Genomic DNA, 24,783 nt, shown 5'->3' on the forward strand with positions numbered 1-24,783 from the left:
GGTAGCAGATGAATTTAGACAAAAATCAGATTAAAAAAATTCAGGGACTGATTTTATATACAGTAATTGTCACAGCTGTGGCAATACATTATCGTCAGGTGCTGGCTGTAATCGCCAGAGGATTCCACATGGCTCTTCCTTTCCTTTTGGGGGCGGCTATAGCCTTTATTTTAAATGTGCCTATGAGGAATATAGAGCGCTGGCTTCAAAGAGGAAAGCCTGGAAAGAAGTGGCACAGGCTTACAGCCTTAATATTAACCTTAATATTAGTGGCAGGCGTTCTTGTCTTAGTCACATTTGTAGTGCTGCCTCAGCTATTTACTACAATTATGGGACTGCAGAAAAGCATTCCTGTTTTTGTGGAGCACATGATAGTAGAGCTGGAAGGTTTATTTATCACATATCCTGACGTAGTAGAATATTTAAACAGCATTGTAATCGACTGGAATTCTGTGTTTGACAGTATGATCGGATTCTTAAAAAACGGCGCAGGCTCAGTGTTCAGCGCTACCTTTTCAGCGGCTGTGTCCATTGTAAGCGGATTTACTTCATTTGGCATTGGATTTGTTTTTTCTATTTATATTTTACTTCAAAAGGAAAACTTATCCAGACAATTTGTAAAGCTTTTAAAAGCTTTTCTGCCTAAAGCTGTGGCAGAGAGAACCTTGGAGATTGCCGCCATGACAGAAAGAATATTTTCTAACTTCCTGGCAGGACAGTGTGTGGAGGCTGTTATCCTGGGAACTATGTTCTTTATTGCCATGACTATTTTAGATATGCCGTATGCTCTTTTAATTGGAGTATTAATTGCATTTACAGCCTTGATTCCCATATTCGGGGCCTTTATCGGCTGCGCAGTAGGCGTGTTTCTCATGTTAATGCTGAATCCTATGACTGCCCTTGCATTCTTTATTTTATTTAATGTGCTGCAGCAGATAGAAGGAAACCTGATTTATCCTCACGTGGTGGGAGGATCTGTAGGGCTGCCTTCCATATGGGTTTTAATGGCAGTTACTATTGGAGGAAGTCTTATGGGAGTTGTGGGAATGTTAGTATTTATTCCCCTGTGTTCTGTGCTGTACACATTGCTGAAAGAAGAAGTAAACAGAAGACTTAGTGTGAAATAGGCAAAGTGCATAATGAAACGGGAGAAAATTCAGAATAATGCCAATAGTTATATGCGTAAAAAGCTGTTACTATAGAAGCATGATCTAGTTGCTGAGAGAATTAGAGAACAAGCATCTTCTTAGAGAAGGATGTTTGTTCTTTTTTTATGGTAAAAAAGATATTGGCAGGGAGGAATTTATGATTAAAACAGATATTATTGTATTTGGCGCTGGACCGGCCGGAATTGCAGCTGCGATTTCAGCGGCAAGAAATGGAAAAGAAGTATATTTAATAGAGATTCAAAATAAAATAGGGGGCGTTATGTCTTCATGTCCAGGGATGATGTTAGGGGCAGGATATCCCTGTAAAAAGACAATCGGCGGATTTTTTAATGAATTTGTAGGATTAATGTATCGCAAGGAACCTCCTGTGGCAGAGAGAAGAGCGTGCAGCCTGGAAAATTTTGGAGATGAGGTAGTTTATGACCATGAAGAGGCGATTTCTATTCTTTATAATCTTTTAGAAGAAGCAGGAGTAAAGTTATTAATTAATCATATTGTCAGTAATGTAATGGTAGAGAACAATAAAATCACTGGTATAGAAATTGTTAATACTCAGAAAAAGGAGATTTTTCAGGCTGGAATTTATATTGACTGTACAGGTAATGGAGATATAGCCGATAAAGCCGGGGTCCCGTCCAAAACAGGAAATGATAAAGGATTAATGATGGGGGCGTCTTTAACATTTTTTATGGAGCAAGTAGATTGGGAAAAAGCATTTTTGAAGGATTCAGATCCATACTTTACAAGGTATGCAGAAAGAGCCATAAGGGAAAAACGGATTCATCAGTCTATTCCGCAAATATATATGTTAAGGGGATTCAGGAAAGGCAGCGTATTTTTTAATACTGTAACAGTGACAGGGGTGGACGGAAGAGATAGTGAAAGTATTTTAAATGGAACCCTAATTGCAAGAAAAAGGGCAATGGAACTGGCTAAGTTTTGCCAAGCGGAGCTGCCAGGGTTTGAACACAGCTATGTATCCTATATAGGACCTGTAGTAGGAATCAGAGAAACCAGAAAAATTGAGGGAATGTATCAAATTACATATGAGGATGTAGAGCAGGGCCGTAAATTTGAGGATGGAATTGTTGCTTGCGACAATCCGCTGGATGAAGTGTTTAGAGATGAAAGCACAAAACTGTATTCCCATGAGGCTGCTATTAAAGAGGGAGATTATTATACGATACCATTTCGATGTCTAGTACCTGAAAAAATTGAAAATTTACTATTTGCAGGAAGAAATATGTCAGTAGATATAAAAGCCTTCGCCTCTGTAAGAGGGATGCCTCAGTGTATGGGAATGGGGCAAGGAGCAGGATTGGGAGCTGTGATTGCTATAGAAAAGGGCTGTACTGTACAGGAGATACCTGTCTATGAACTAATAAAACGTCTTCAGGATGCAGGGGTGAAAGGGATCGGGGGACAGAAATTGTAGCTTTTATAGAACGAAGAATAGATGAAATAAAAAAGCAGGCCGTATACGTAAGAAGCAGACGGCCTGCTTTTTCATGGTCAAAATAATCTGACCTCACCAAAATCATTTAAATCATTGCCAAGAGCTTCCCTAGCCATCTCTAAATCAGATGTCTCTAAGGCTTCCAAAAGTTTACAGTGATATCTGGTGTCTGTAGGAGGCACAATGGGATTCCACTTGTTCCGGTAGTGCTGGGCGTAAGCCCTTAAAAGAATTGTCATAGCCCGGTTTAGCTCCTGGTACGCATATATATTTTGGGACAGGGAAATCAGCTGAAGATGAAATTCTATGTTGTGCTTCCAGTGGCTCCACGCGTCGTCCGTACTGTTGCACACCTGGTCTAACTGTCTTAAACGGTTAAGCTGCTGGTCAGTAACTTTATTATAATAAAACCTTAACATACCGCACTCTAAAACCAAACGGTAATTTTGAATGTTCCGTATATCGTCTACTGTAAGCTGGATGATCTCATAGCCGCATCTGGGAATGCTGCGGAGAACCCCGTCTGTACAAAGAGCAATCAGGGCCTCCCGTATAGGAGATTTGCTGCAGCCGTATTTCTGCACCATTTCTTTTTCTGTAATAATCTGATTAGGCACATATTCATAATTAATAATTCCCTCTAAAATCGAATTGTAAATATTATCTTTTAAAGTCTTCTCTTTTGCCATAGACCAATCCCTCTTTCAATTCTAAAAGCATTTGCTAAATTCTATTCTAGCAAATAAATTCATGGAATAAAAGAACAAAATAAAAAAATAGTAATTATTTCCAAGTATTGCAATATCCTGTAATGGTGAATATGCATAAAAAAACTATAATATTTCTTTTGTATATAACTATTTGTACAACAAGCTATTGACAAAGAAAAAATATTAGGTTATTATTACCATAAATATATTATTAATATGATTAAAGATATATTTATATTAATACTAGATAAAAGGTGGGGATAGAAAGGCAGAATTATGGAAAAGACAATGTATGAAAATTATTTAAATATTTTAAAAAGTGAATTGATTCCCGCTTTAGGCTGCACTGAGCCAATATCTATTGCCTATGCCGGGGCGAAGGCCAGAAAGCTTTTGGGAAAAATTCCAGAGTCAATGGAGGTATATTGCAGCGGGAACATTATTAAAAATGTAAAGAGTGTAATTGTCCCAAATTCTGGAGGAGAAAGGGGGATTGAGATAGCGGCAGTACTTGGGGTTTTAGGAGGGGATGAAGAAAACGGCCTGGAAGTATTGGAGGGCGTTACAGAGGAGGAAAGAGAAAAGGCAAAAAAGCTGGTTCAGGCAGACTTTTGCAAATGCAGGCTTCAGGAGGAAGCAGAGAATCTGTATGTAAGAGTGAAAGTAATGGCAGAGGGCCAGTGGGCGGAGGCCACTGTGGCAGGTCAGCACACGTTTATCGCCAGGTTGGTGAAAAACGGAAAAATTATTTATGAGCAAAGTCAGGGCCAGAAAGAAGAGGTTTACGGCGACAAGTCGTTAATGACAGTGAAAGGCATTCTGGAATTTGCCGACTGTGTGGAAATTAAAGATGTAGAGGAAATGCTTAAAAAGCAGGCAGAGTATAATGAAGCTTTAGCGGACGAGGGCATGAAGCATCACTACGGTGCAGATATTGGAAAGATTCTTTTTCAGAAGAACAGAAGCATTGCCGACGTGGCAAAGGCCAGAGCCGCCGCTGCATCTGATGCCAGAATGGGAGGCTGCTCTCTGCCGGCAGTTATTAATTCAGGAAGCGGCAATCAGGGGATTACCGTATCAGTGCCTGTTGTGGAATTTGGAAAGGCTTGGAACGTGGGTCAAGAAAAAATGTACAGAGCCCTGGTAGTCAGCAATCTGCTTTCTATTCATCAAAAACAGTATGTAGGCAGACTGTCCGCTTACTGCGGAGCCGTAAGCGCCGCCTGCGGGGCAGGGGCAGCTATTATGTATATGAGCGGCGGAGATTATAAAGCAGTGTCCATGTTAATAACAAATACAATTGCCAATGTAGGCGGGATTATCTGCGACGGGGCAAAGCCCTCCTGCGCTTCTAAAATTGCAGCTTCTTTAGAAGCGGCATTTCTGGCGTATGAGATGAGCAGGGAGGGAAAAACCTTTCTCCCGGGAGAAGGGGTAGTAAAGGAAAATGTAGAGGAAACTATTAAAAGTATAGGCTATATTGGGCGGGTAGGAATGAAACAGACAGACATAGAGGTTCTGAATATTATGATGGACAATATAGACCTGAGAGAGAATATGAAAAAAATTTAAAGGAGGCTACTATGAAAAAAATAATTTCTTTGGCGTTGGCAGTAACTATGGCAGTATCATTAACTGCATGTGGAGGAAATTCTAATTCTGCAGGAGGACAGGAACCAAAGGTAGAAGAAGGGAGCGGCCAGGGGGCAGATTCTCAGGGGGCTGAAACAATATCAAAACAGACCATTAAAATTACTCATCCTCAGCCAGAGGGCACGCCGGAGGATATGGCAATTAAGACTATGGCAGAAAAAATAGAAGAATTGTCAGATGGGGCCATTCAGTGCGAGGTTTATCCAAACGGACAAATCGGAAGTATTCCTGAATCTATTCAAAGCGTGCAGATGGGAGTTACACAGATCGCTATGGGCCCATGCGCCATTATTGCCTCCTACTGCGAAGACATGGCTCTTATGGATATGCCGTATTTGCTTCCCCAGGATACCTCGGTTATCAGCCAGGTGTTAAATGATGATGTTGGAAGAGAGTTTTTAGATAGATTAGATTCTGTTGGCATTCACGGAATGGCCTTCTGGTTTGCCGGTTTTCGTCTGATGAGCTCCAACACAGATATTAACAGCGTAGACGATATGAAAAATATGAAAATGCGTATTATGGAATCTAATATTCTCACATCTACCTATAAAGCTTTAGGTGCTCAGCCTATAGTAATTGCGTATGCTGAAACATACAACGCCCTTCAGAACGGAACTGTAGACGGACAGGAAAATCCGGCCCAGTCTATTTACACTATGAACTTCCATGAGGTTCAGAAATATTTAGTAGATACATATCACGATGCCCAGACTCATGTGTTAATGGTAAACGGGGCATGGTGGAACAAGCAGGACGACGCAACAAAAGCCATTATTACAGAGGCAGAAATTGCAGCCAGAAAGGTGTTGGATGAAGAACTGCCAGGATATACACAAGATTGCATTGACAAAATGGTGGAAGCAGGCAGTATATACCATGCGTTGACAGATGAACAGGTAAAGGAGTTTAAGGAGGCTACTTCAGTAGTTTACGACGAGTTTTTAACTACAGACTGGAGAAAGGGATATATTCCAAGACTTCAGGAGGCATTTGATCAGGCAGTTGCCGCAAAACAGTAAATCATAGCTGGAGGAGGATTTATATGGCTGTAATTTTGAAAACCATTGTAAAGGTAGAAAAAGTCATATTGGGGTGTTTTATTTTGCTGGCAACAGGGATTATTGCATATGACGTAATTGCCAGAAGATTAGGGGTAGCTCCCTCCTGGGGCGAGGAAATTGTCCGCTATATGATGATATGGATTACATTTTTAGGAAGCGCCCTCTGTTTCAGAAGAGGAGCCCATTTTGGAATTGATGTAATCAGAAGAGTGCCTGGAGAAAAATTTCAGAAGTTTGTTTCCCTGTTTGTAATCTTGACAGGGGCTGTATTTTCAGGATTTTTACTATATTACGGATGGAAGTATACTTCCTTTGCATATTTTTCAAACCAGAAAACACCGGCTCTTGGCTGGCCTATTTTCCTGGTATATATGAGCGTCCCTGTGGGAGCGTTTTTGTCGGAGGTTCATTTGCTGGAAGTATTTTTAAATGATGTATTGGGAATCTATAAAATTCAGGAATAAAGAGGGGAGGAATTGAAAATGGTGCCAATATTACTAGTATGCTTGCTTGTGCTGTTTATCAGCAGCGCGCCGATTATGGTGGCTCTTGGTCTGTCAGGTTTCTTTTCTCTGATTTTTGGCTCAGATGTAGACGCCATGATTATTGTACAAAGATTAATTGGAGGAATTGACTCCTTTGCTTTAATGGCTCTTCCGTTTTTCATTTTCGCCGCTAACCTGATGGACAGTGGGGGACTGTCTAAACGGCTTTTAGACTGGGCCAGAGCGTTAATCGGCCACGTGTGCGGAGGAATCGCGGCCTCCACCCAGCTGGCCAGCATGTTCTTCGGAGCCTTGTCAGGCTCCAGCCCGGCTACCATTATTGCCATTGGAAAGCTGATGTACCCAGAACTGCAGGAAAGAAAATATCCTAAAAAATTTATTGCAGGGCTTTTGGCTTCCTCTGGATCTGTAGCTTTAGTAATCCCGCCCAGCGTTACCATTATTGTATTCTGCGTGACTACTGGAGTATCTGTAGGAAAATGCTTTATGGCGGGAATTACAGCGGGAATTATTTTAGGAATCAGTAGCTTAGTTTATATTTATTTCTTTGCCAAAAAGCACAACCTGCCTAGAGATAAAAAGGCCACTGGGAAAGAGCTGTTTATTGCTACAAAGCGTGCGGCTGCAGCCTTAATGGTTCCGGTGATAATTTTAGGCGGTATTTATTCTGGCCTCTGCACTCCTACAGAGTCTGCGGCAGTGTCTGCAGTATATGCTTTGCTAATCGGAATGTTTGTATATAAAGAGCTGACCTTAAAACGTCTTTGGCAGGTGGCTGTAGAATCAGCGATTTCCTGCGCCCAGGTATTAGTGCTGATTTCTGCCGCTACTGTACTGGCATGGATTCTTACAGTAAGCCAGGTGTCCACAATGGTTACAAATACGCTTTTGGCAGGAGTAACATCTAAATTTACATTCCTTTTAATCTTAAACCTGATTCTTTTAGTTATGGGAATGTTTATGGACGGCTCTGCAGCAATTTTAATTATTGCTCCATTAGTATTTAACATGGGAGTCAGCCTTGGAGTGGACGGGGTACATATGTGTATTGTTATGATTTCCAACTTAGCCTTAGGCATGTACACCCCGCCATTTGGAATGAACCTGTTTGTCACCAATTCTATTACCAAAATGGATATGATGGATATGCTGCCTGGAGTGTGGCCGTTTTTAGTGGCAAACCTGATCAGCATGTTAATTATTACTTATTGCCCTGATCTGATTATGTTGCTGCCTAATCTGGTGGGATAGAGGAAACAGAAAAACCGCAAAAATGGAGGATTCAAATATGTTAGAAAACAGAAATCAGGAGGCTATCTGCAGAAGACTGCAGGAATCTATGGAAAAATTTGGCTTAGACGCCATGATTATTACTTCTCCGGAGGCGATTTTTTACTGCACCGGTTTTGCCAGCCAGTTTTTATATTTATCAAATCAAATTGGTTTAACAGCCGCTATTGTTCCTAAAGAGGGGAAGATAACATTAATCTGCAATGAGTTTGAAAAGCAGGCCGCCGTTTCCTCCTGCAGGGATATTCACATTGTTACATATCCTGTTTGGATTTATATTGAGGATTACGCCAAAGAGGACGAGGAGGATAAACCGGCTCAGCCTGACTTAAACAGAACCTTCCGGATGGCGGCTGAGGTCGTTCTGTCTAAATACAAAAATCCTAAGGTGGGAGTGGAAAGCGAAGTAATCTCCCACACAAAATGGGATTTCTTACAAAGCGTATTTCCCGGAGAAAACCTTACAGACTGTTCCGGCGCATTAGTGGAAGCCAGAATGATAAAGACTCCCTGGGAGATTCAGGTATTAAGAAAAGCGGCAGAAATATCAGAGGTGGCAATGTACAAAACTGCAAGGGAATGTGTGCCTGGAATGACAGAAGCAGATATTATGATGCTGTTTAAAAATAATTGCCAGAATCAGTCAGAGGATGTAATGTGCGCCCTTCAGGCACACACCATAGGCGCTGATTTTGCCCCTGCAGTAGTGCCCCGCCATAACAGAATAAAATTAGGAGACATTGTGCGGTTAGACGGAGGGCCTATGTACTGCGGATATGGAGCGGACTTAGCCAGAACCTTTGCCGTGGGAAATAAAACAGAGAAGAAAAGAGAAGAAATATATGCCTCCCTGTGGAAGGGAGTAGAATGCGCCAGAAAGCTGTTAGGGCCTGGGGTGCCAATGAATGTAGTGTTCCAGGAGATTCAGAATACAATTAAGGCAGAGATTAAAGGTTATAAAAGAGGCCATCACGGCCACTCTATTGGGTGCAACCGTTTTACAGAGGAAGCTCCTTTTATCGGCGGAGCAGAAACCAGAACGTTCCAGCCGGGAATGGTATTTTGCCTGGAGATGCCTTATTACAGCAGCAAAAATCACAGCTATAACATTGAAGACACCTTCCTGATTACAGAAGACGGATGTGAATTCTTTACACATCCTAATGAATCCTTATATTTACAGTAGGAGGGGCCTATGAAGTACAATAAAGAATACTTTGACCATTATACGGAAAGAAGAGGCACCAGAAGTATAAAATGGGACGGCTGCAATAAAAAGTTTGGGGTGGACCCTGACGTGGAAATGATACCTATGTGGATTGCCGACATGGATTTTAAATGCCCTGAGGAGGTAATAGAAGCCGTCACCAAAAAGGCCAGGGAAGGCATATACGGATACAGCACCAGGGAGGACAGCTTTTTTGAAGCTATTGCTAAATGGGTGGAAAAGCGTTATCTTTGGAAGGTAGAAAAAGACTGGATTATATTTACTCCAGGCGTTATTCCAGGCTTTACTGTGGCGATTCAAACATTTACTCAGCCGGGAGACGGAATTATTGTGCAGACTCCGGTTTATTATCCGTTTATGGACGGGGTAAAAAATAACGGGAGAACGCTGGTGGAAAATGTGCTGATAGAAAAAGACGGAGTATATACAATGGATTTTCAGGACCTGGAAGAAAAGGCTAAGAATCCTTTCAATAAGCTGTTGATTCTATCGAATCCACATAATCCTGTAGGCAGGTGCTGGACAAAGGAAGAGCTGGAGCGCCTGGGAAATATTTGTGCGGACAACGGCGTATTAGTGGTGTCAGACGAGATTCACGGCGATTTAATTATGGAAGGGTATTCCCACTGCGCCATGTCTGGAATATCTGAAAAAATAAAAAATAATACCATTACTAATTATGCTCCAAGCAAAACCTTTAATCTGGCCGGACTGCAGACTGCATATACCATTATTCCAAATGACAGCATCAGAGAAAAATTTCAGAAAGGCCTAAATGCCAACAGAGTCTTTAATATGAACTGGTTCGGCCCTGTGGCCTTGGAAACAGCATATGAGAAATGCCAGGGATATGTAGAAGCCCTGTGTGAGTATTTAAAAGAAAATCTGGATTATATGGAAGCCTATATTAAAGAATATATTCCTCAGATAAAAATGATACGCCCTGAAGGCACGTATTTAGTGTGGCTGGATTTCAGAAAAACAGGAATGACAGCAGAAGAAATTGAGGACTTTGTAGTGAACAAAGCTTATATAGGAGCAGATTTAGGCAGCTGGTTTGGAAAACCGGGAGAAGGGTTTATCCGCTTAAACATTGCCTGCCCCAGATGTATTCTGGAAAAAGCAATGGAAAGACTGAAAAACAGTTTTTGTGAAAACTAAAAAAGAGATAAAAAAAGAGACTGCAAACCAATGTTAGAAGGAACCCCTTCCATGGATTTTGCAGTCTCCCTTTTTGTTTGGCAATGATTGAAAATTACTGACCGTTGTACATGTACTGAATCAGACGTTCAATATCTTCTTTGTCGTGAGCAACTAAATCTAACTCATTAATAAATCCGTTGGAAAAAATAGTTGCCATAGATAAATACTGGCTCAGCTTAGATTTTAAATTGATTCTGTCGCCCTCTGGGGAAACAAGCTCAACAACACCTTTACACTCGTCAATTACTTTAAAGAACTTATCTACATCTGTGATATTCTGAATTTTCATAATAAATACTCCTTTCTTTTCATAGAAAGCTGGTTAACTTTTTGACAATATCATTATATCAAAGGAGGGATAAGAAAGCAATTAGCAATAATATGAGAAAAACCTGTGAGATTCCTTTGTTATCACTGACAAATGTAATAATTTTCCAAGGCTTTAAGAGTACATCTTACTGTGCTTATTTCTGATATCTTCCAATAAAAGAGAGGATACATGAAGACCGCCCCTGCCTGTTCCAAGGTCAATATCAGGTTTGTTTTTGCCGTGAAAATCAGAACCGCCGGTGGGAAGCAGCTGGTATTTTACGGCCATTTCTTTTAGCTTCATGCTTTCATATTGGTTATTGGAGGAGTGATAGACTTCCAGCCCGGCCAGTCCCAGCTCCTTTAAATGCGCCACCAGGCCATTTAATTCCTCTGTGCCGAATTTATATTGAAGGGGATGGGCCAAGGCCGGAAACGCGCGGCATTCTTTTAAAAGCTTTAAAGCCAGCTCCGGAGAAAAGGTTTCCTTTTTGGGACAGTATTTTCCCCCTGTCTGGAGATATTTTTTAAAAGCCTGGGCCATGTTGGAAACAATTCCCCTCTCTACCAGCACTCTTGCAAAATGGGCTCTTGTAATCACCGTGTCAGGGTTTGAAGCCTGCAGCTCCTCTGCAGTAATACAGATCCCGTCTGCAGCCAGCCGCTCTAAAATAACAGAATTGCGCCTGCTTCTTACAGCCCGCAGATTTTCTAACTGTTTTAAAAGCTGTGGATTTTTGTAGTCTGCAAATAAACCTAAAATGTGAATTTCTTTTTCATGGTACAAAGCGGACAGCTCCATACCGGGAATTACTTCTACAGGAAGTGAAGCTGCAGCCGTTAAAGCCTCCTGAACGCCCTCCACAGTATCGTGGTCTGTTAAAGCCATGGCGGACAGATTTTTGGAAGCAGCATAAGCCACTACCTGAGACGGGGACATAGTTCCGTCAGAGGCATTAGAATGGACGTGAAGATCAACATATTTCACACGAATTACCTCCTGAAATACTTTAGTAATGATTTAATAATACAATATTAACACATTTCAATGAATAAGTAAAACCTTCAAAAAATTATAGAAAAAACAATAAATTTGTCATTTATTTTTTAAAAAAGTGTGTTATACTTTAACCGATTAACAGCGGCAGTTTCGCAGATCCATTTTTACCTTTTGCAGAGCTGTCCAATTATGGAAAATAAGTGATATTAGGCAGGAGATATGTATGAATCAATATGATGACAGAAATAGATCAAGGAATTCTTCCAGAACAGGGGGACGTTCAGCTTCCAGAGGCAGCTCATCAGGATACAGCGAGCCGCGGGGCAGCAGATCCAGAGGCGCTTCCCAAAACAGAAAAAGCCCTAACAGAAAACGGCCTCCTCAAAGGAATTATAAATGGATTGCCATAGGGGGAGTGATTTTAATTCTGGTAATCTGCGCAGCGGTTTTTGCTGTAAAAGGAATGAAGGGCAAAACCCAGGAGGAGCCTTCCTCAGAAACAGAAACCCAGCTGGAAAAAGAGGTTTCTGTGGACGGGGTCTCTATAACAGGAATGTCCAGAGAAGAGGCCCACGATGTACTTTTGAAAAATTATACTTGGACTATGAATGTTTCTTATGGAGAGGATTCTTATGAAATTCCTAATTTAATGGAGGACAAGGTAAACGCGCTGCTTCAGGAAATCTTTTCCGGGGAGCCTAAGGATTCCTACTCCTTAGATACAAGCGGCATGGAGGAAAGCGTAAAAACCCATGTGGAGGCTATGGCAAAGAAGTGGGATAAGCCGGCGAAAAATGGAGAGATTTCCAGCTTTGACAAGGAGAAAAAGGCCTTTGTATATTCTGGGGAGGAAAATGGAATCGTTATTGACCAGGAAAAGCTGGTCTCTGACATTAATCAGGCAATTCAGAGCAAGAATTTTGAGGCTCAGCTTACGGCGGAGGCAAAAGAGGTAGTCCCTGAAATTACAGAAGCTCAGGCCAAGGAAATGTACCAGGTAATCGGTCAATTTTCCACTACCACCACAGCCAATGTGGCCAGAAATACGAATATTAAGCTGGCGGCAGAGTGTCTGGAGGGAAAAATTATTCAGCCGGGAGAAACATTTTCCTTTAATGAAACTACAGGGGAGCGTTCTGAGGCTAAGGGCTATAAGCCGGCCGGCGCTTATGTAGACGGAAAGCTGGTGGAGGAGCCGGGAGGCGGCGTATGCCAGGTTTCTTCTACCTTATATAATGCAGTAATTTTTGCAGGACTGAATACTACAGAGAGAAGAGCTCACAGTTATGAGCCGTCCTACGTAACTCCGGGGGAGGACGCGGCAGTAAGCTACGGCGGCCCGGACATGAAGTTTATTAACACTTCCAACACAGCCATTGCCCTCAGGGCAAAGCTGGAGGGAGGAACCTCCTCCAAAATGAAGCTGACTATTTCTGTAGTGGGAATTCCTATTTTGGAGGACGGAGTAACTGTATCTATGCACTCTGAAAAGGTTTCAGAGCTGGATCAGCCGGCGCCTACTTACGAGGAGGACCAGACCTTGGCTCCCGGAGAAGAAAAGATTGTAAAACAGGGAGATAAGGGAAGCGTTTGGTCTACCAACCTGGTGAAAAAGAAAAACGGGGAAGTAATCAGCGACGAATTTTTCCACAGAAGCACTTATATGGGACATGCGGCAGTGATTAAAAGAAATACCTCAGGAGTTCAGATTACTACAGAGGGAGAGTCTGTCACAGGGGACGGAACAGAAACCACGGATCAAACCATTGCAGGGTCAGACGAGGCTCCTACTGCTGAATCAGGAAGTCAGACAAGCTCCCAGCAGCCAGGAGAAGGGAGTCAGCAGCCTACTGGAACAGCAGAAAAAACAGAGGGACCGGACAGCAGTTCCCAGGGACCGGCGGACAGTCAGGGTCAGCAGACGTCTCCTGGAACAAACACAAGCCAGCCTAATGTAGTGGCCCCAAATCCATCAGGAAATGAAAATTCAGGCAGCGTGCCTGCAGGGCCGGGAGTGTAAAATTCCATAAAAAAGATGTTAGAAAGCCGGAGGGAAACTTCCGGCTTTTTTGTCTGGGACTAAAGCAGGAAAGAGTATTGTTCGTAAAATAATACGATAAAATGCAGTTTTTCCGCTTTGCAAATTGTGAAATTATTGTTATAATACAATATAGGTCAGTCTCACTGACAAGAGAATACTATACAATATTCATATATCATTGTAGGAGGACAAATCAATGGCAAGAAAAATGAAAACCATGGATGGAAACGAAGCTGCTGCTCACGCATCGTATGCGTTTACCGAAGTTGCGGCTATGTTCCCTATCACCCCTTCATCTGTTATGCCAGAGCATGTTGATGAATGGGCAACCGACGGAAGATTAAACATTTTCGGACGTCCGGTACAAATTACAGAATTACAGTCTGAAGCAGGTGCAGCAGGTGCTGTACATGGTTCTTTAGCAGCAGGCGCTCTGACAGCCACATATACAGCTTCTCAGGGTCTTCTGCTTATGATTCCAAACCTTTACAAAATCGCTGGTGAACAGCTTCCAGGCGTTGTAAACGTATCTGCACGTGGACTTGCCAGCCATGCATTGTCTATTTTCGGCGATCACTCCGACGTATATGCATGTCGTCAGACAGGCTGTGCGCTGCTGTGTGAATCTAATGTACAGGAAGTTATGGACTTAACAGCAGTTGCTCATCTGGCAGCTATTGAAGGAAGAGTTCCATTCATTAACTTCTTCGACGGTTTCCGTACATCACATGAGATTCAGAAGATTGAAACATGGGATTATGATGATCTGAAAGAGATGGTTAACTGGGACGCTGTTGCAGCATTCCGTAAGAACGCTTTAAATCCAAACCATCCATGTCAGAGAGGTTCTGCTCAGAACCCAGATATTTTCATGCAGGCAAGAGAAGCTTGTAATCCATATTACGATGCACTTCCAGCTATTGTTCAGAAATACATGGACAAAGTAAATGAGAAGATCGGCACAGATTATAAACTGTTTAACTACTACGGCGCTGCTGATGCAGAGCATGTAATTATCGCTATGGGATCTGTATGCGATACTATTGAAGAGACTATTGATTACATGACAGCGCAGGGAATGAAAGTGGGCGTTGTAAAAGTACGTCTGTTCAGACCATTTGTAGGACAGGCTTTAGTAGATGCAATTCCAGACACAGTTAAGAAGGTTTCTGTATTAGACAGATCTAAAGAGCCAGGCGCTATCGGCGAGCCTTTATATCTGGATGTTATCGCTGCATTCAAGGGAACTAAGTTTGAGTCTATTCCTGTATATTCAGGACGTTACGGCTTAGGATCTAAGGATACAACACCAGCTCAGATCGTTGCTGTTTACAACAACAATGAGAAAGAGAAATTCACTATCGGTATTATTGACGACGTTACACATATGTCTCTGGATGTAGGCGCTCCTCTTGTTACAACACCAGAAGGAACAATTAACTGTAAGTTCTGGGGTCTGGGTGCAGACGGTACTGTAGGCGCTAACAAGAACTCCATTAAGATTATCGGTGATAATACAGATATGTATGCTCAGGCATACTTTGATTATGACTCTAAGAAATCCGGCGGTGTTACAATGTCTCACCTGCGTTTCGGTCATAAGAAGATTAAATCCACATACCTGATCAAACAGGCTAACTTTGTTGCCTGTCATAATCCTGCATACGTACGCAAGTACAACATGGTTCAGGAGCTGGTTGACGGCGGCACATTCCTGTTAAACTGCCCATGGAGCGCAGAAGATCTGGAGAAACATCTGCCAGGACAGATGAAAAAATACATTGCTGATCACAATATTAAATTCTACACCATCGACGGCGTTAAGATTGGTATTGAGACAGGAATGGGATCTACACGTATTAATACAATCCTTCAGTCCGCATTCTTCAAATTAGCAAAGATTATTCCAGAAGAGAAAGCAATCGACTTAATGAAGGCTGCTGCAAAGGCAACTTACGGACGGAAGGGTGAAGATGTAGTTAAGAAGAACTGGGCTGCTATCGACGAAGGCGCTAAGCAGATCGTTGAGGTTCAGGTTCCTGAATCATGGAAGAACTGTGAAGACGAAGGTCTGGATATGGTTCACGTAGAAGAGGGCAGACAGGACGTTGTTGATTTTGTTAACAACATTCAGGCTAAGGTTAACGCTCAGGAAGGTTATTCCCTGCCAGTATCTGCATTTAAAGATTATGTTGACGGTTCTACACCATCCGGTTCCTCAGCTTATGAGAAACGTGGTATTGCTGTAAATATTCCTGTATGGAATCCAGATAACTGTATTCAGTGTAACTTCTGTTCTTATGTATGTCCGCACGCTGTTATTCGTCCAGTAGTTATGAACGAAGTAGAGGCTGCAGCTGCACCAGAGCAGATGAAGAAAGTTCCTATGACAGGTATGCCAGGACTGTACTTCACAATGTCCGTATCTGCACTTGACTGTACAGGCTGCGGCTCTTGTGCAAACGTATGCCCAGGCAAGAAGGGCAACAAGGCTCTTACTATGGAACGTCTGTCTGACAACCTGGGAGAGCAGGAAGTATTCGAGTTTGGTCAGAACGTAGCTGAAAAACCAGAAGTACATGCTAAATTTAAAGAGACAACTGTTAAGGGAAGCCAGTTCAAACAGCCTCTCCTTGAGTTCTCAGGCGCATGTGCAGGCTGCGGCGAGACACCTTACGCTAAGTTAATTACACAGTTATTCGGCGATAGAATGTACATTGCAAACGCAACAGGATGCTCTTCTATCTGGGGTAACTCTTCACCATCTACACCATACACAGTAAACAAGAGAGGACAGGGTCCTGCTTGGGATAACTCCTTATTTGAGGACAATGCTGAGTTTGGATACGGTATGGTTCTGGCTAACAACGCATTAAGAGATTGGTTAAAGGACAAAGTAACAGCTGTTTACGAGTCTGACAAGTCCTCTGATGATGTGAAAGCTGCATGTAAAGAATGGTTAGATACATTCTCTGTAGGCGCTACTAACGGAGCTGCTACAGATAAATTAGTTGCTGCTATTGAAGGTATTGATTGCCCACTTTGCAAAGAAATCCTTGAAAACAAAGACTTCCTGGCTAAGAAATCCCAGTGGATCTTTGGTGGTGACGGATGGGCTTACGATATCGGTTTCGGCGGCTTAGACCACGTTTTAGCAAGCGGACAGGATCTGAATATTATGGTATTCGATACTGAGGTTTACTCTAACACAGGCGGACAGGCTTCCAAGGCTACTCAGACGGGTGCAGTTGCACAGTTTGCTGCAGGTGGAAAAGATATTAAGAAGAAAGACCTGGCTGGAATCGCTATGACATACGGATATGTATACGTAGCTATGATCGCTATGGGCGCTGACTACAACCAGACTGTAAAAGCTATTTCTGAGGCTGAAGCATACCCAGGACCATCTCTGATTATCGCTTACGCTCCATGTATCAACCATGGTATTAAAGTTGGTATGAGCAAGGCTCAGGATGAGGAGAAGAAGGCTGTTGAGACAGGCTACTGGCATATGTTCAGATTCAATCCAGCTCTCAAGGCAGAAGGAAAGAATCCATACAGCTTAGACAGCAAGGCTCCTACAGGCGATTACAAAGACTTCCTGAAGGGCGAAGTTCGTTACACATCCTTAGCTCTGAAGAACCCGGAGAGAGCAGAAGCTCTGTTCGAGAAGGCAGCAGATAACGCTAAAGATAGATACAGACATCTGTCCAGACTGACAGACCTGTACAAAGAAGATTAATATTGTATAGTTAATAAAAAGGGCTGTTGCAAGGGTCTGACAAAGGTCAGCTTTGCAGCAGCCCTTTGCTTTACATATGGGAGAAACCTATGGGAAAGAAAAATCAGAGAAACACGAAAAGCAGAATTGTCTCCGCCGCCTGGAAGCTGTTTTATGAGCAGGGGTACGAGGATACGACAGTAGATGAGATTGTGGAAGAGTCAGGCACGTCGAAGGGATCATTTTATCATTATTTTGAGGGAAAGGACGCCCTTCTCAGCTCCTTATCCTATTTATTTGACGAAAAATATCAGGAGTTAATGGAAAATATGGATCAGAATATGGACAGTTTTGACCAACTGATTTATTTAAATCAGGAGCTGTTTACTATGATAGAGAACAGTATTTCTTTAGACCTTTTGGCCCGCCTTTATTCTTCCCAGCTGGTTACAAAGGGAGAAAAGCACCTTTTGGACAGAGACAGATATTATTATAAAATTTTGAAGCAGATTGTGAAAAAAGGACAGGAAAAGGGAGAGCTGCGCTCAGATAAATCTGCCAATGAACTGACGAAAATATACGCTCTTTGCGAAAGAGCTTTACTATATGATTGGTGTATTTGCAACGGAGAATATTCTTTGAAATCATATGCCAGAGAAATGATGCCAATGTTTTTAGAAAAATTGAAAGTAAAATATATTAATTAGTCTAGTAGAAATATCTTATATTTACTGGATAAAATTAGATTTAGTAATAAATTAGTACAGAATATAGTCTTGACTTTATTCTGTATTGCAGTCTAATTTGTTTTATGGTAGAATACCACACGATTATGGGAAAGGAAATAAGACAAATGACAACTGCACAAATATTTATGATGGTTTCGATTGGCATGTATTTATTGATGATGTTGGCAATCGGTTACATTTGCTCCAAACAGAACAATAATGCAGATGATTTTTATTTAGGGGGAAGAAAGCTGGGGCCTTTTGTCACAGCTATGAGCGCGGAAGCTTCTGACATGAGCAGCTGGCTGTTAATGGGACTGCCGGGCGTAGCTTATTTATCAGGAATCTGTGACGCCGGCTGGACAGCTATAGGTCTTGCTGTGGGAACTTATTTAAACTGGCTGTTTGTGGCAAAAAGAATCCGCCGCTATTCTCATATTGCAGGGAATGCCATTACTATCCCTGACTTTTTTTCCAACAGGTACAGAGATGAAAGCAGACTGCTTATGCTATTTTCAGCATTAGTAATTTTAATCTTTTTTATCCCTTATACTGCCTCTGGATTTGCAGCCTGCGGGAAGCTGTTTGCCAGTCTTTTCGGAGTAAGCTATGGACCGGCTATGATTATCAGTGCCATAATAATTGTAGGATATACAACAATGGGAGGATTTCTGGCGGCCAGCACAACAGACTTTATTCAAAGTATTGTTATGACAATTGCTCTTTTAATTGTTTTGATTTTTGGTGTCCATGTGGCCGGAGGAGTAGAGCAGGTGGCTGACAATGTATTAAAGTTGCCAGGGTATTTAAGTATGACGTCTACTTATGACGGCGTCAGCCAGGCGGCAAAGCCCTACGGCATCATGGCTATTTTTTCTACATTTGCATGGGGGCTGGGCTATTGCGGTATGCCTCACATCCTGCTTCGCTTTATGGCTATTGAGGATGAAGAGAAGCTTACATTGTCCAGAAGAATTGCAACTGTGTGGGTAGTGATTACCTTAATTGTAGGTGTAATGATAGGTGTAATCGGATACGGTATGACTCAGGCGGGAGCCATGGAGCAGTTAATTGGCGCTGACTCAGAAACTATTGTGGTGAGAACTGCAGATTTGTTAAGCCGGTACGGCGCAGTTCCTGCCTTGATTGCAGGAGTAATTTTAGCGGGAATTTTAGCAAGTACTATGTCTACAGCTGATTCCCAGCTTTTAGCTGCAGCCTCCAGCGTATCCCAAAATATTTTCAGAGGGGTTATGAAGGCTGAGATTTCTGAGAAGCGCGCTATGGTAATTGCCAGGGGAACAGTGCTTGTAATTTCTCTGATCGCCATGTTTATAGCCAGAAATCCTGACAGCTCTGTATTTGCCATTGTATCATTTGCCTGGGCAGGATTTGGAGCCGCCTTTGGGCCTGTGATGCTGTTTTCCCTATTCTGGAAGCGTTCTAATAGAAACGGAGCTTTGGCCGGCATGATTACAGGCGGGGCAGTTGTATTTATATGGAAATATCTGGTGCGCCCAATAGGCGGAATCTGGGATATGTACGAGCTGCTGCCTGCATTTTTAGCTGCCAGCGCAGTCATAATAGCAGTCAGTTTGGCAACGGAGGCGCCATCAGATGAAATTGTAAAAGAATTTGAAAAAGTAAACGGATAAAAATAATAAATGGAAATTCACAGGCGCTGCAAATTGCCGTTGGTATCTGGATATACAGGTACTTAGGCAGTTTTGCGGCGCTTTGTGCTTTTTGCTCTATAAAAGGAAAGTCATAAATTTGTAAGAAATATTTGATTGCGTTTCTTCTTACATTTGTTATAATAACTGCATTAATACAAATAATACAGTTGATACAGTTAGTACAGTTGAAAACAAACAAGTGGTATTCAGGAAAGGAGGGTGAGTATGGAGCTGTTTAATTATAGAGACCGGCGGCCTATTTATGAGCAGATTACAGAAAGCTATCAAGAACAGATTCTTATGGGAATTTTAGAACAGGAAGAAAAGATGCCGTCGGTCAGGGCTTTGGCTACAGAGCTTTCTATTAATCCCAACACCATACAGAGAGCATATGGGGAGCTGGAAAGACAGGGTTACATTTATTCTGTAAAAGGTAAGGGAAGCTTTGTCTCTGATGTAAAGGGAATGAGACGGGTAAAACGGCTGGAAGTGGAAAATCACCTGGTCACTTTGGCCAGAAAAGCCAAAACCAGCGGCATGACATGTGAGGAATTTAAAGATCAGGCCGGGAAAGCATATGAAAGCTGTAATCAGGAAAAAGGAGGGAATGGTTATGATTGAGACAGTAAATCTTACAAAAAGATTTGACGATATAGTAGCCGTGGACCACATTAGCGCCCAGATTAAGGATGGAAGCGTATTTGGACTGATCGGCACAAACGGAGCCGGAAAAAGCACCTTTCTGCGCATGGTAAGCGGAGTGCTGAAGGCAGATGAGGGCACAGTGGCTATTGACAGAGAATTGGTGTATGAAAATGAAAAGGCAAAGGCCAGATTTTTTTACATTTCAGACGAACAGTTTTTTTTAGGAAACGGCACGCCGGAGGATATGGCCAGATTTTATGAAAAGTTTTATTCTAAATTTGACAAAAAACGTTTTTTTCACCTGCTGGAAGGCTTTGATTTAAAGAAAAACAGAAAAATATCTACGTTTTCTAAAGGTATGAAAAAACAGCTTTCCGTACTTTTAGGGATCTGCTCTAACACAGATTATCTTTTGTGCGATGAAACCTTTGACGGTTTAGACCCTGTAATGAGGCAGGCAGTGAAAAGCCTGTTTGCCAACGACATGGCGGAGAGAAATCTGACTCCTATTATTGCTTCTCACAATTTAAGGGAGCTGGAGGATATTTGTGATCACGTAGGCTTGCTGCACAAGGGAGGAATGCTGCTTTCTAAAGAGCTGGATGACATGAAAATGAAAATCCACAAAGTCCAGTGTGTGCTTCAGACGGGAATGGAGGCTGAGGATCTGGCAGCTTTGGAGAAAATGAAAGTGGAGAAAAGGGGACGGCTGCTTACCTTAACAGTGAGAGGAAGCAGGGAGGAAGTAGAACAGGCTATGAAAGACTGCCAGCCGGTTTTTTATGAGATGATTCCTCTTTCCCTGGAAGAAATTTTTATCAGTGAGACGGAGGTGGTTGGTTATGACATTAAAAAACTGGTTTTTTAAGCTGTTAGGGGAAGATACGCGGCGCCGTTTGTGGGCCCTGGCTTTAATGATACTTTTGTTTTTCTTTTCCTTTCCTGTAGCGGCGGTTTTTATGGGCAGCGGATATTGGGAAAACAAAGATATGTTTTTAAAATATTATAGAGGGGCTATGTGTGCCTTAGTGTCAGGCGGCAACGGCTGGACGGCTGTTCTCTTCGCCATTTTGCCTGTGATTATGGGGATTTCCAGCTTTTCCTGGTTAAATTCTAAAAAGAAGGTGGACTTTTACAACAGCCTGCCAGTAAAACGGGAAAAAATATTTTTTGTATGCTTTATAAACGGTATTTTATTAGTGATGCTGCCTTATACCTTCTTTTTGCTGTCAGCCATTGGCATCGGAGCTATAAAGGGAGCAGGGGCGGGAATGTTGATTCAGACAGGTTTTTTTGCCTGGCTCCACTTTATGATTTATTATTTATTCCTTTACTCCACTGTTGTTCTGGCAGTTATTATGACAGGTAATATGGTGGTGGCTCTTTTAGGAACAGGAGTATTTTTCTTTTATGGTCCGATTGCAGTTTCATTAATAGAAGGATACTTTTCCACATGGTTTTATACTTATTACCAGACAGATTTTTTCCCGGTGATAAATAAAACGTCACCCTTAATCAGCTATATATCCAGCTTTCAGTGGGAAAATCAAATTTGGCTGTGGGCGGTTCTTGCCGCAGGTCTTGTGCTGACTGCTATATCTTTAGTTTTGTACAAAAAAAGGCCTTCAGAGGCAGCAGGAAAGGCAATGGCTTTTCAGATCAGCAAACCTATAATCAGAATACTTCTGGTAGTTATTTTTGCTATGATGGGAGCGATGTTCTTCTGGTCTGTGCGGCATAATATGGGCTGGGCGGTGTTTGGACTGATTACAGGCTGCGTAATCAGCCACTGTGTAATTGAGATTATATATAATTTTGATTTTAAGAAGCTGTTTTCCCATAAATATCAGATGGCCGGAAGCGCGTTGTTTGCAATAGCAGTGCTTTGTATTTTCCGGTATGATTTATTTGGATATGACAAATATCTGCCAGATGAGAGCAAGGTAGAGTCTGTGGCAATATATATGGGAGGCCTTGATTCGTGGGTGGATTATGGAGTATTAAAACCTTCAAAGAACAAAAACGATAATGTAATTACAAACCCTTCCTACAGCTATTCAGGAAATTCCGGGCCAGGGCCTTATTTGTGGGAAAGTGAAGATAAAGAGGATTATCTTTATAAAAATATGAAAATCACTGAGACAGAGCCTGTAATCAACATGGCGAAAAATGGGATTGAGGATGCTGTTGCAAGGAGAAAATATTCCAGCGAAGGCAATGGGGGAACATACTATGCCAAAATGAAAGGCGGAAGTGAAAAAGACAGTTATCTTTCTATTGGCGTACAGTATAATTTAAAAGGCGGAAAGGTTGTAAAACGCCATTATAATATAAGCCGGAATGACAATATGGAAAATATTAAAGCCATGTACAGCCAGGAGGCTTATAAGCTGGCAACCTTCCCTGTGCTTTCTGCAGACAACAGTGTAGTTGCCTGCCAGTGGAAAAATATGGACCAGGTGCGCACTGTGAAAGATCAGGAGACGGCGCAGGAATTGTTAGCTGCATATCAAAAGGATTTAAGGAATCTGACTTTAGAGGAAACAAGAAAGGAATTTCCAGTGGCAATGATCCGATTTGTAACAGAGGAAGGGCTGGAGCAGACCAATTGGGAGATCAGTATGGACACAGGCACCAACTACAGGTCCTATAAAAATAAAGAGTATTATCCTGTATATCAATCATTTACAAATGTGACAGGTATTATGGCAGAGCTGGGAATAGAGGAGGACGGAATTGCAGACAGAGAAAAGGTGAGCCAGGTGTATTTAAGCGACCAGCGCTCCTATGAAGACGCTTTAGGAACATGGCATGACGGAAAATCCAAAGTACTTGTGGATACCCAGGATATTGACCAGCTGCTTCCTGCATTAGTATTTCCGGAATTTTATGGGTTTTCCAACTTTGCAGAGGAGAATTATGTAAGGGCAGACGTAAGCTTTACAGAAGAAGGGGAAATGTATAAAAATGGAAATGAAACATTAATTGTTCAGGTAGATAAAATGCCTGAGAAGCTGAAGGAATTAATTCAATACGACCAGATGACAAAAGCAATGGATGAAGCCAGAAAATTAAAAAACAGCTATTAAAATTAATTCCCCAAAAAAAGATCCAGCACAAAATAATCAATTAATCCTTTGATCAGTTTTGTGCTGGATTTATTCACTTTTTTATTTCACTCGTTCCTCGTTTCATAAAAACGGACGGGAACCCCGAACTCCGCTATCGCTTCGTTTGGGTAGCAAATAGTTTCGCGCTTTGCGCTCAACTATTTTTTATTTTTCTCCAATGTAATAAGTAATAATTCCGCAGACGATTGCCAACAGCAGGCCTGTAATAATTGATATGATGGAAAGTGTAGATAACTGTCCAAATAATCCTGTGTTATAGAAAATAGCAAAAGGAGAGGCAAAAATCAAACCTAAAATAGCGCAGTATGTCTGGATTCCATATTTTTCAAATAAAAAGGTGATTAATTTGGCAATGAGGAAAATGCCTAACAGCACGCCGATGCCAAAGGGAAATAAAACAAGGGTTCTGTCTATTACTACATCCATATTAAAAGCCTTCAGGCCATCTAAAAAGGTTTTAATAGAATCAATAATGCCATAGTAATATCCTAAAATCATAAGAACCATAGATCCGCTGACTCCGGGAATCACCATGGTGGCAGAGGCAATAACCCCGATAATCAGAAGAAGCGCCATTGTTCCAGGGGTAGGAGTTAAAGTAGTCATCAGCTCCTCCTCAGAATTAAATAAAGGCAGGGCCACGGCTATAGTAAAAAGAATAACAAAAGACAAAACTCCTGATACGCCCACTCCTGAGTTGGATTCCTTTAGTTTTTTAGACAAAGAACGGAATAAAATAGGAAGTCCGCCTAAAATTAAACCTACAAAGGCCATACAGGTGACAAATGTATGTTTGCTGAGAAGAAATTCAATGGCATAGGCAAAGCCTATAATACCAATGGCGCAGCCGATTAAAATAGGCAGAAGCGTAAGCACGCTTTTTTTAAAATCAGAAAGCAAATGGGAAATAGCCCCAATCAGCTTGTCATAAATTCCTAAAGACAAGGCCATGGTACCTCCGCTGACGCCTGGAATAACATTAGCGATTCCAATCATAATTCCTTTTATAACGTCTAAAATATAAGTCATTGTGAAATCCTTTCCTAGAAAATATTTTTCATTTATTACCATCAGTATTTATTTACTTTTTTTGGCACAGGCTTAATTATATGAGGAGGGAAAAGGAATGTCAAGTTATGAATTTGTTATATCATAGAAACTATTTGAAAAATCTGAAAAAATGTGATAGACTATAGCCATTTTCATAGATGTAGCAATGTAGGAATTAATGCAGTATTAAAGGGGTTTGTCAA

General features: G+C 41.8%; 19 protein-coding genes. 15 read left to right on the forward strand and 4 right to left on the reverse strand.

Going from position 1 to position 24,783, the window contains the following annotated elements:
* The first annotated feature begins 8 nt into the window (after positions 1-8).
* Positions 9-1,127: an AI-2E family transporter gene (locus C1A07_RS00070; RefSeq protein WP_101875277.1), complete on the forward strand. Its 1,119-nt coding sequence runs from the start codon at positions 9-11 to the stop codon at positions 1,125-1,127.
* Positions 1,128-1,305: 178 nt separating this feature from the next.
* Positions 1,306-2,604: an FAD-dependent oxidoreductase gene (locus C1A07_RS00075; RefSeq protein ID WP_145996022.1), complete on the forward strand. Its 1,299-nt coding sequence runs from the start codon at positions 1,306-1,308 to the stop codon at positions 2,602-2,604.
* A 77-nt stretch (positions 2,605-2,681) separates the two neighbouring features.
* On the opposite strand, the gene C1A07_RS00080 is transcribed toward C1A07_RS00075, so the two are convergent.
* Entirely contained in the window at positions 2,682-3,314 is a 633-nt protein-coding gene (locus tag C1A07_RS00080; protein WP_101875279.1) for a GntR family transcriptional regulator, read from the reverse strand.
* Positions 3,315-3,611: 297 nt separating this feature from the next.
* On the opposite strand from C1A07_RS00080, the gene C1A07_RS00085 reads away from it, so the two are divergent.
* Genes C1A07_RS00085 through C1A07_RS00110 form a run of 6 tightly spaced genes read left to right on the forward strand, consistent with a single transcriptional unit; the run spans position 3,612 to position 10,237 of the window.
* The gene (locus C1A07_RS00085) at positions 3,612-4,907 is read left to right on the forward strand and encodes an L-cysteine desulfidase family protein (protein WP_101875280.1); all 1,296 of its coding nucleotides are present in this window, start codon (positions 3,612-3,614) and stop codon (positions 4,905-4,907) included.
* Positions 4,908-4,918: 11 nt separating this feature from the next.
* The gene (locus tag C1A07_RS00090; protein WP_101875281.1) at positions 4,919-6,010 is read left to right on the forward strand and encodes a TRAP transporter substrate-binding protein; all 1,092 of its coding nucleotides are present in this window, start codon (positions 4,919-4,921) and stop codon (positions 6,008-6,010) included.
* A 23-nt stretch (positions 6,011-6,033) separates the two neighbouring features.
* Positions 6,034-6,516: a TRAP transporter small permease gene (locus tag C1A07_RS00095; protein ID WP_101875282.1), complete on the forward strand. Its 483-nt coding sequence runs from the start codon at positions 6,034-6,036 to the stop codon at positions 6,514-6,516.
* Positions 6,517-6,534: 18 nt separating this feature from the next.
* Positions 6,535-7,809: a TRAP transporter large permease gene (locus C1A07_RS00100; protein ID WP_101875283.1), complete on the forward strand. Its 1,275-nt coding sequence runs from the start codon at positions 6,535-6,537 to the stop codon at positions 7,807-7,809.
* Between the two features lie 37 nt (positions 7,810-7,846).
* Complete coding sequence (locus C1A07_RS00105; protein ID WP_180952139.1) at positions 7,847-9,034, forward strand: M24 family metallopeptidase; 1,188 nt, start codon at positions 7,847-7,849, stop codon at positions 9,032-9,034.
* Positions 9,035-9,043: 9 nt separating this feature from the next.
* The gene (locus C1A07_RS00110; RefSeq protein WP_101875285.1) at positions 9,044-10,237 is read left to right on the forward strand and encodes a MalY/PatB family protein; all 1,194 of its coding nucleotides are present in this window, start codon (positions 9,044-9,046) and stop codon (positions 10,235-10,237) included.
* 94 nt (positions 10,238-10,331) lie between these two features.
* On the opposite strand, the gene C1A07_RS00115 is transcribed toward C1A07_RS00110, so the two are convergent.
* Positions 10,332-10,568: a polya polymerase gene (locus tag C1A07_RS00115; protein WP_101875286.1), complete on the reverse strand. Its 237-nt coding sequence runs from the start codon at positions 10,566-10,568 to the stop codon at positions 10,332-10,334.
* A gap of 153 nt (positions 10,569-10,721) precedes the next feature.
* Positions 10,722-11,576, reverse strand: coding sequence for a PHP domain-containing protein (locus C1A07_RS00120; protein WP_101875287.1), 855 nt, complete (start codon positions 11,574-11,576; stop codon positions 10,722-10,724).
* A 235-nt stretch (positions 11,577-11,811) separates the two neighbouring features.
* Between C1A07_RS00120 and C1A07_RS00125 the strand changes: the two genes are divergently transcribed.
* From C1A07_RS00125 to C1A07_RS00155, 7 genes are all read left to right on the forward strand, one after another.
* Positions 11,812-13,608 (forward strand): VanW family protein, encoded by a 1,797-nt coding sequence (locus tag C1A07_RS00125; protein ID WP_101875288.1) that lies wholly within the window; start codon positions 11,812-11,814, stop codon positions 13,606-13,608.
* Positions 13,609-13,825: 217 nt separating this feature from the next.
* Positions 13,826-17,371 carry a pyruvate:ferredoxin (flavodoxin) oxidoreductase gene (gene nifJ, locus C1A07_RS00130; protein ID WP_101875289.1) on the forward strand — a complete coding sequence of 1,182 codons (3,546 nt, stop codon included), beginning with the start codon at positions 13,826-13,828 and terminating at the stop codon, positions 17,369-17,371.
* Between the two features lie 89 nt (positions 17,372-17,460).
* A complete protein-coding gene (locus tag C1A07_RS00135) occupies positions 17,461-18,057 on the forward strand; it encodes a TetR/AcrR family transcriptional regulator (RefSeq protein ID WP_101875290.1) in 597 nt (198 codons plus the stop codon).
* 146 nt (positions 18,058-18,203) lie between these two features.
* Positions 18,204-19,733: a sodium/proline symporter PutP gene (putP, locus tag C1A07_RS00140; RefSeq protein WP_101875291.1), complete on the forward strand. Its 1,530-nt coding sequence runs from the start codon at positions 18,204-18,206 to the stop codon at positions 19,731-19,733.
* 246 nt (positions 19,734-19,979) lie between these two features.
* The gene (locus C1A07_RS00145; RefSeq protein WP_101875292.1) at positions 19,980-20,375 is read left to right on the forward strand and encodes a GntR family transcriptional regulator; all 396 of its coding nucleotides are present in this window, start codon (positions 19,980-19,982) and stop codon (positions 20,373-20,375) included.
* A complete protein-coding gene (locus C1A07_RS00150; RefSeq protein ID WP_101875293.1) occupies positions 20,368-21,267 on the forward strand; it encodes an ABC transporter ATP-binding protein in 900 nt (299 codons plus the stop codon). The genes C1A07_RS00145 and C1A07_RS00150 overlap by 8 nt, the downstream gene beginning before the upstream one ends.
* Entirely contained in the window at positions 21,242-23,488 is a 2,247-nt protein-coding gene (locus C1A07_RS00155; protein WP_101875294.1) for a DUF6449 domain-containing protein, read from the forward strand. Before C1A07_RS00150 ends, C1A07_RS00155 begins: the two co-directional genes overlap by 26 nt.
* A 186-nt stretch (positions 23,489-23,674) precedes the next feature.
* Here the strand turns inward: C1A07_RS00155 and C1A07_RS00160 are convergent, their stop codons facing one another.
* A complete protein-coding gene (locus C1A07_RS00160) occupies positions 23,675-24,559 on the reverse strand; it encodes a DUF368 domain-containing protein (RefSeq protein WP_101875295.1) in 885 nt (294 codons plus the stop codon).
* Positions 24,560-24,783: the final 224 nt, after the last annotated feature.

The organism is Lachnoclostridium edouardi, from assembly GCF_900240245.1.
GTDB classification, from domain to species: Bacteria; Bacillota; Clostridia; order Lachnospirales; family Lachnospiraceae; genus Lachnoclostridium_A; species Lachnoclostridium_A edouardi.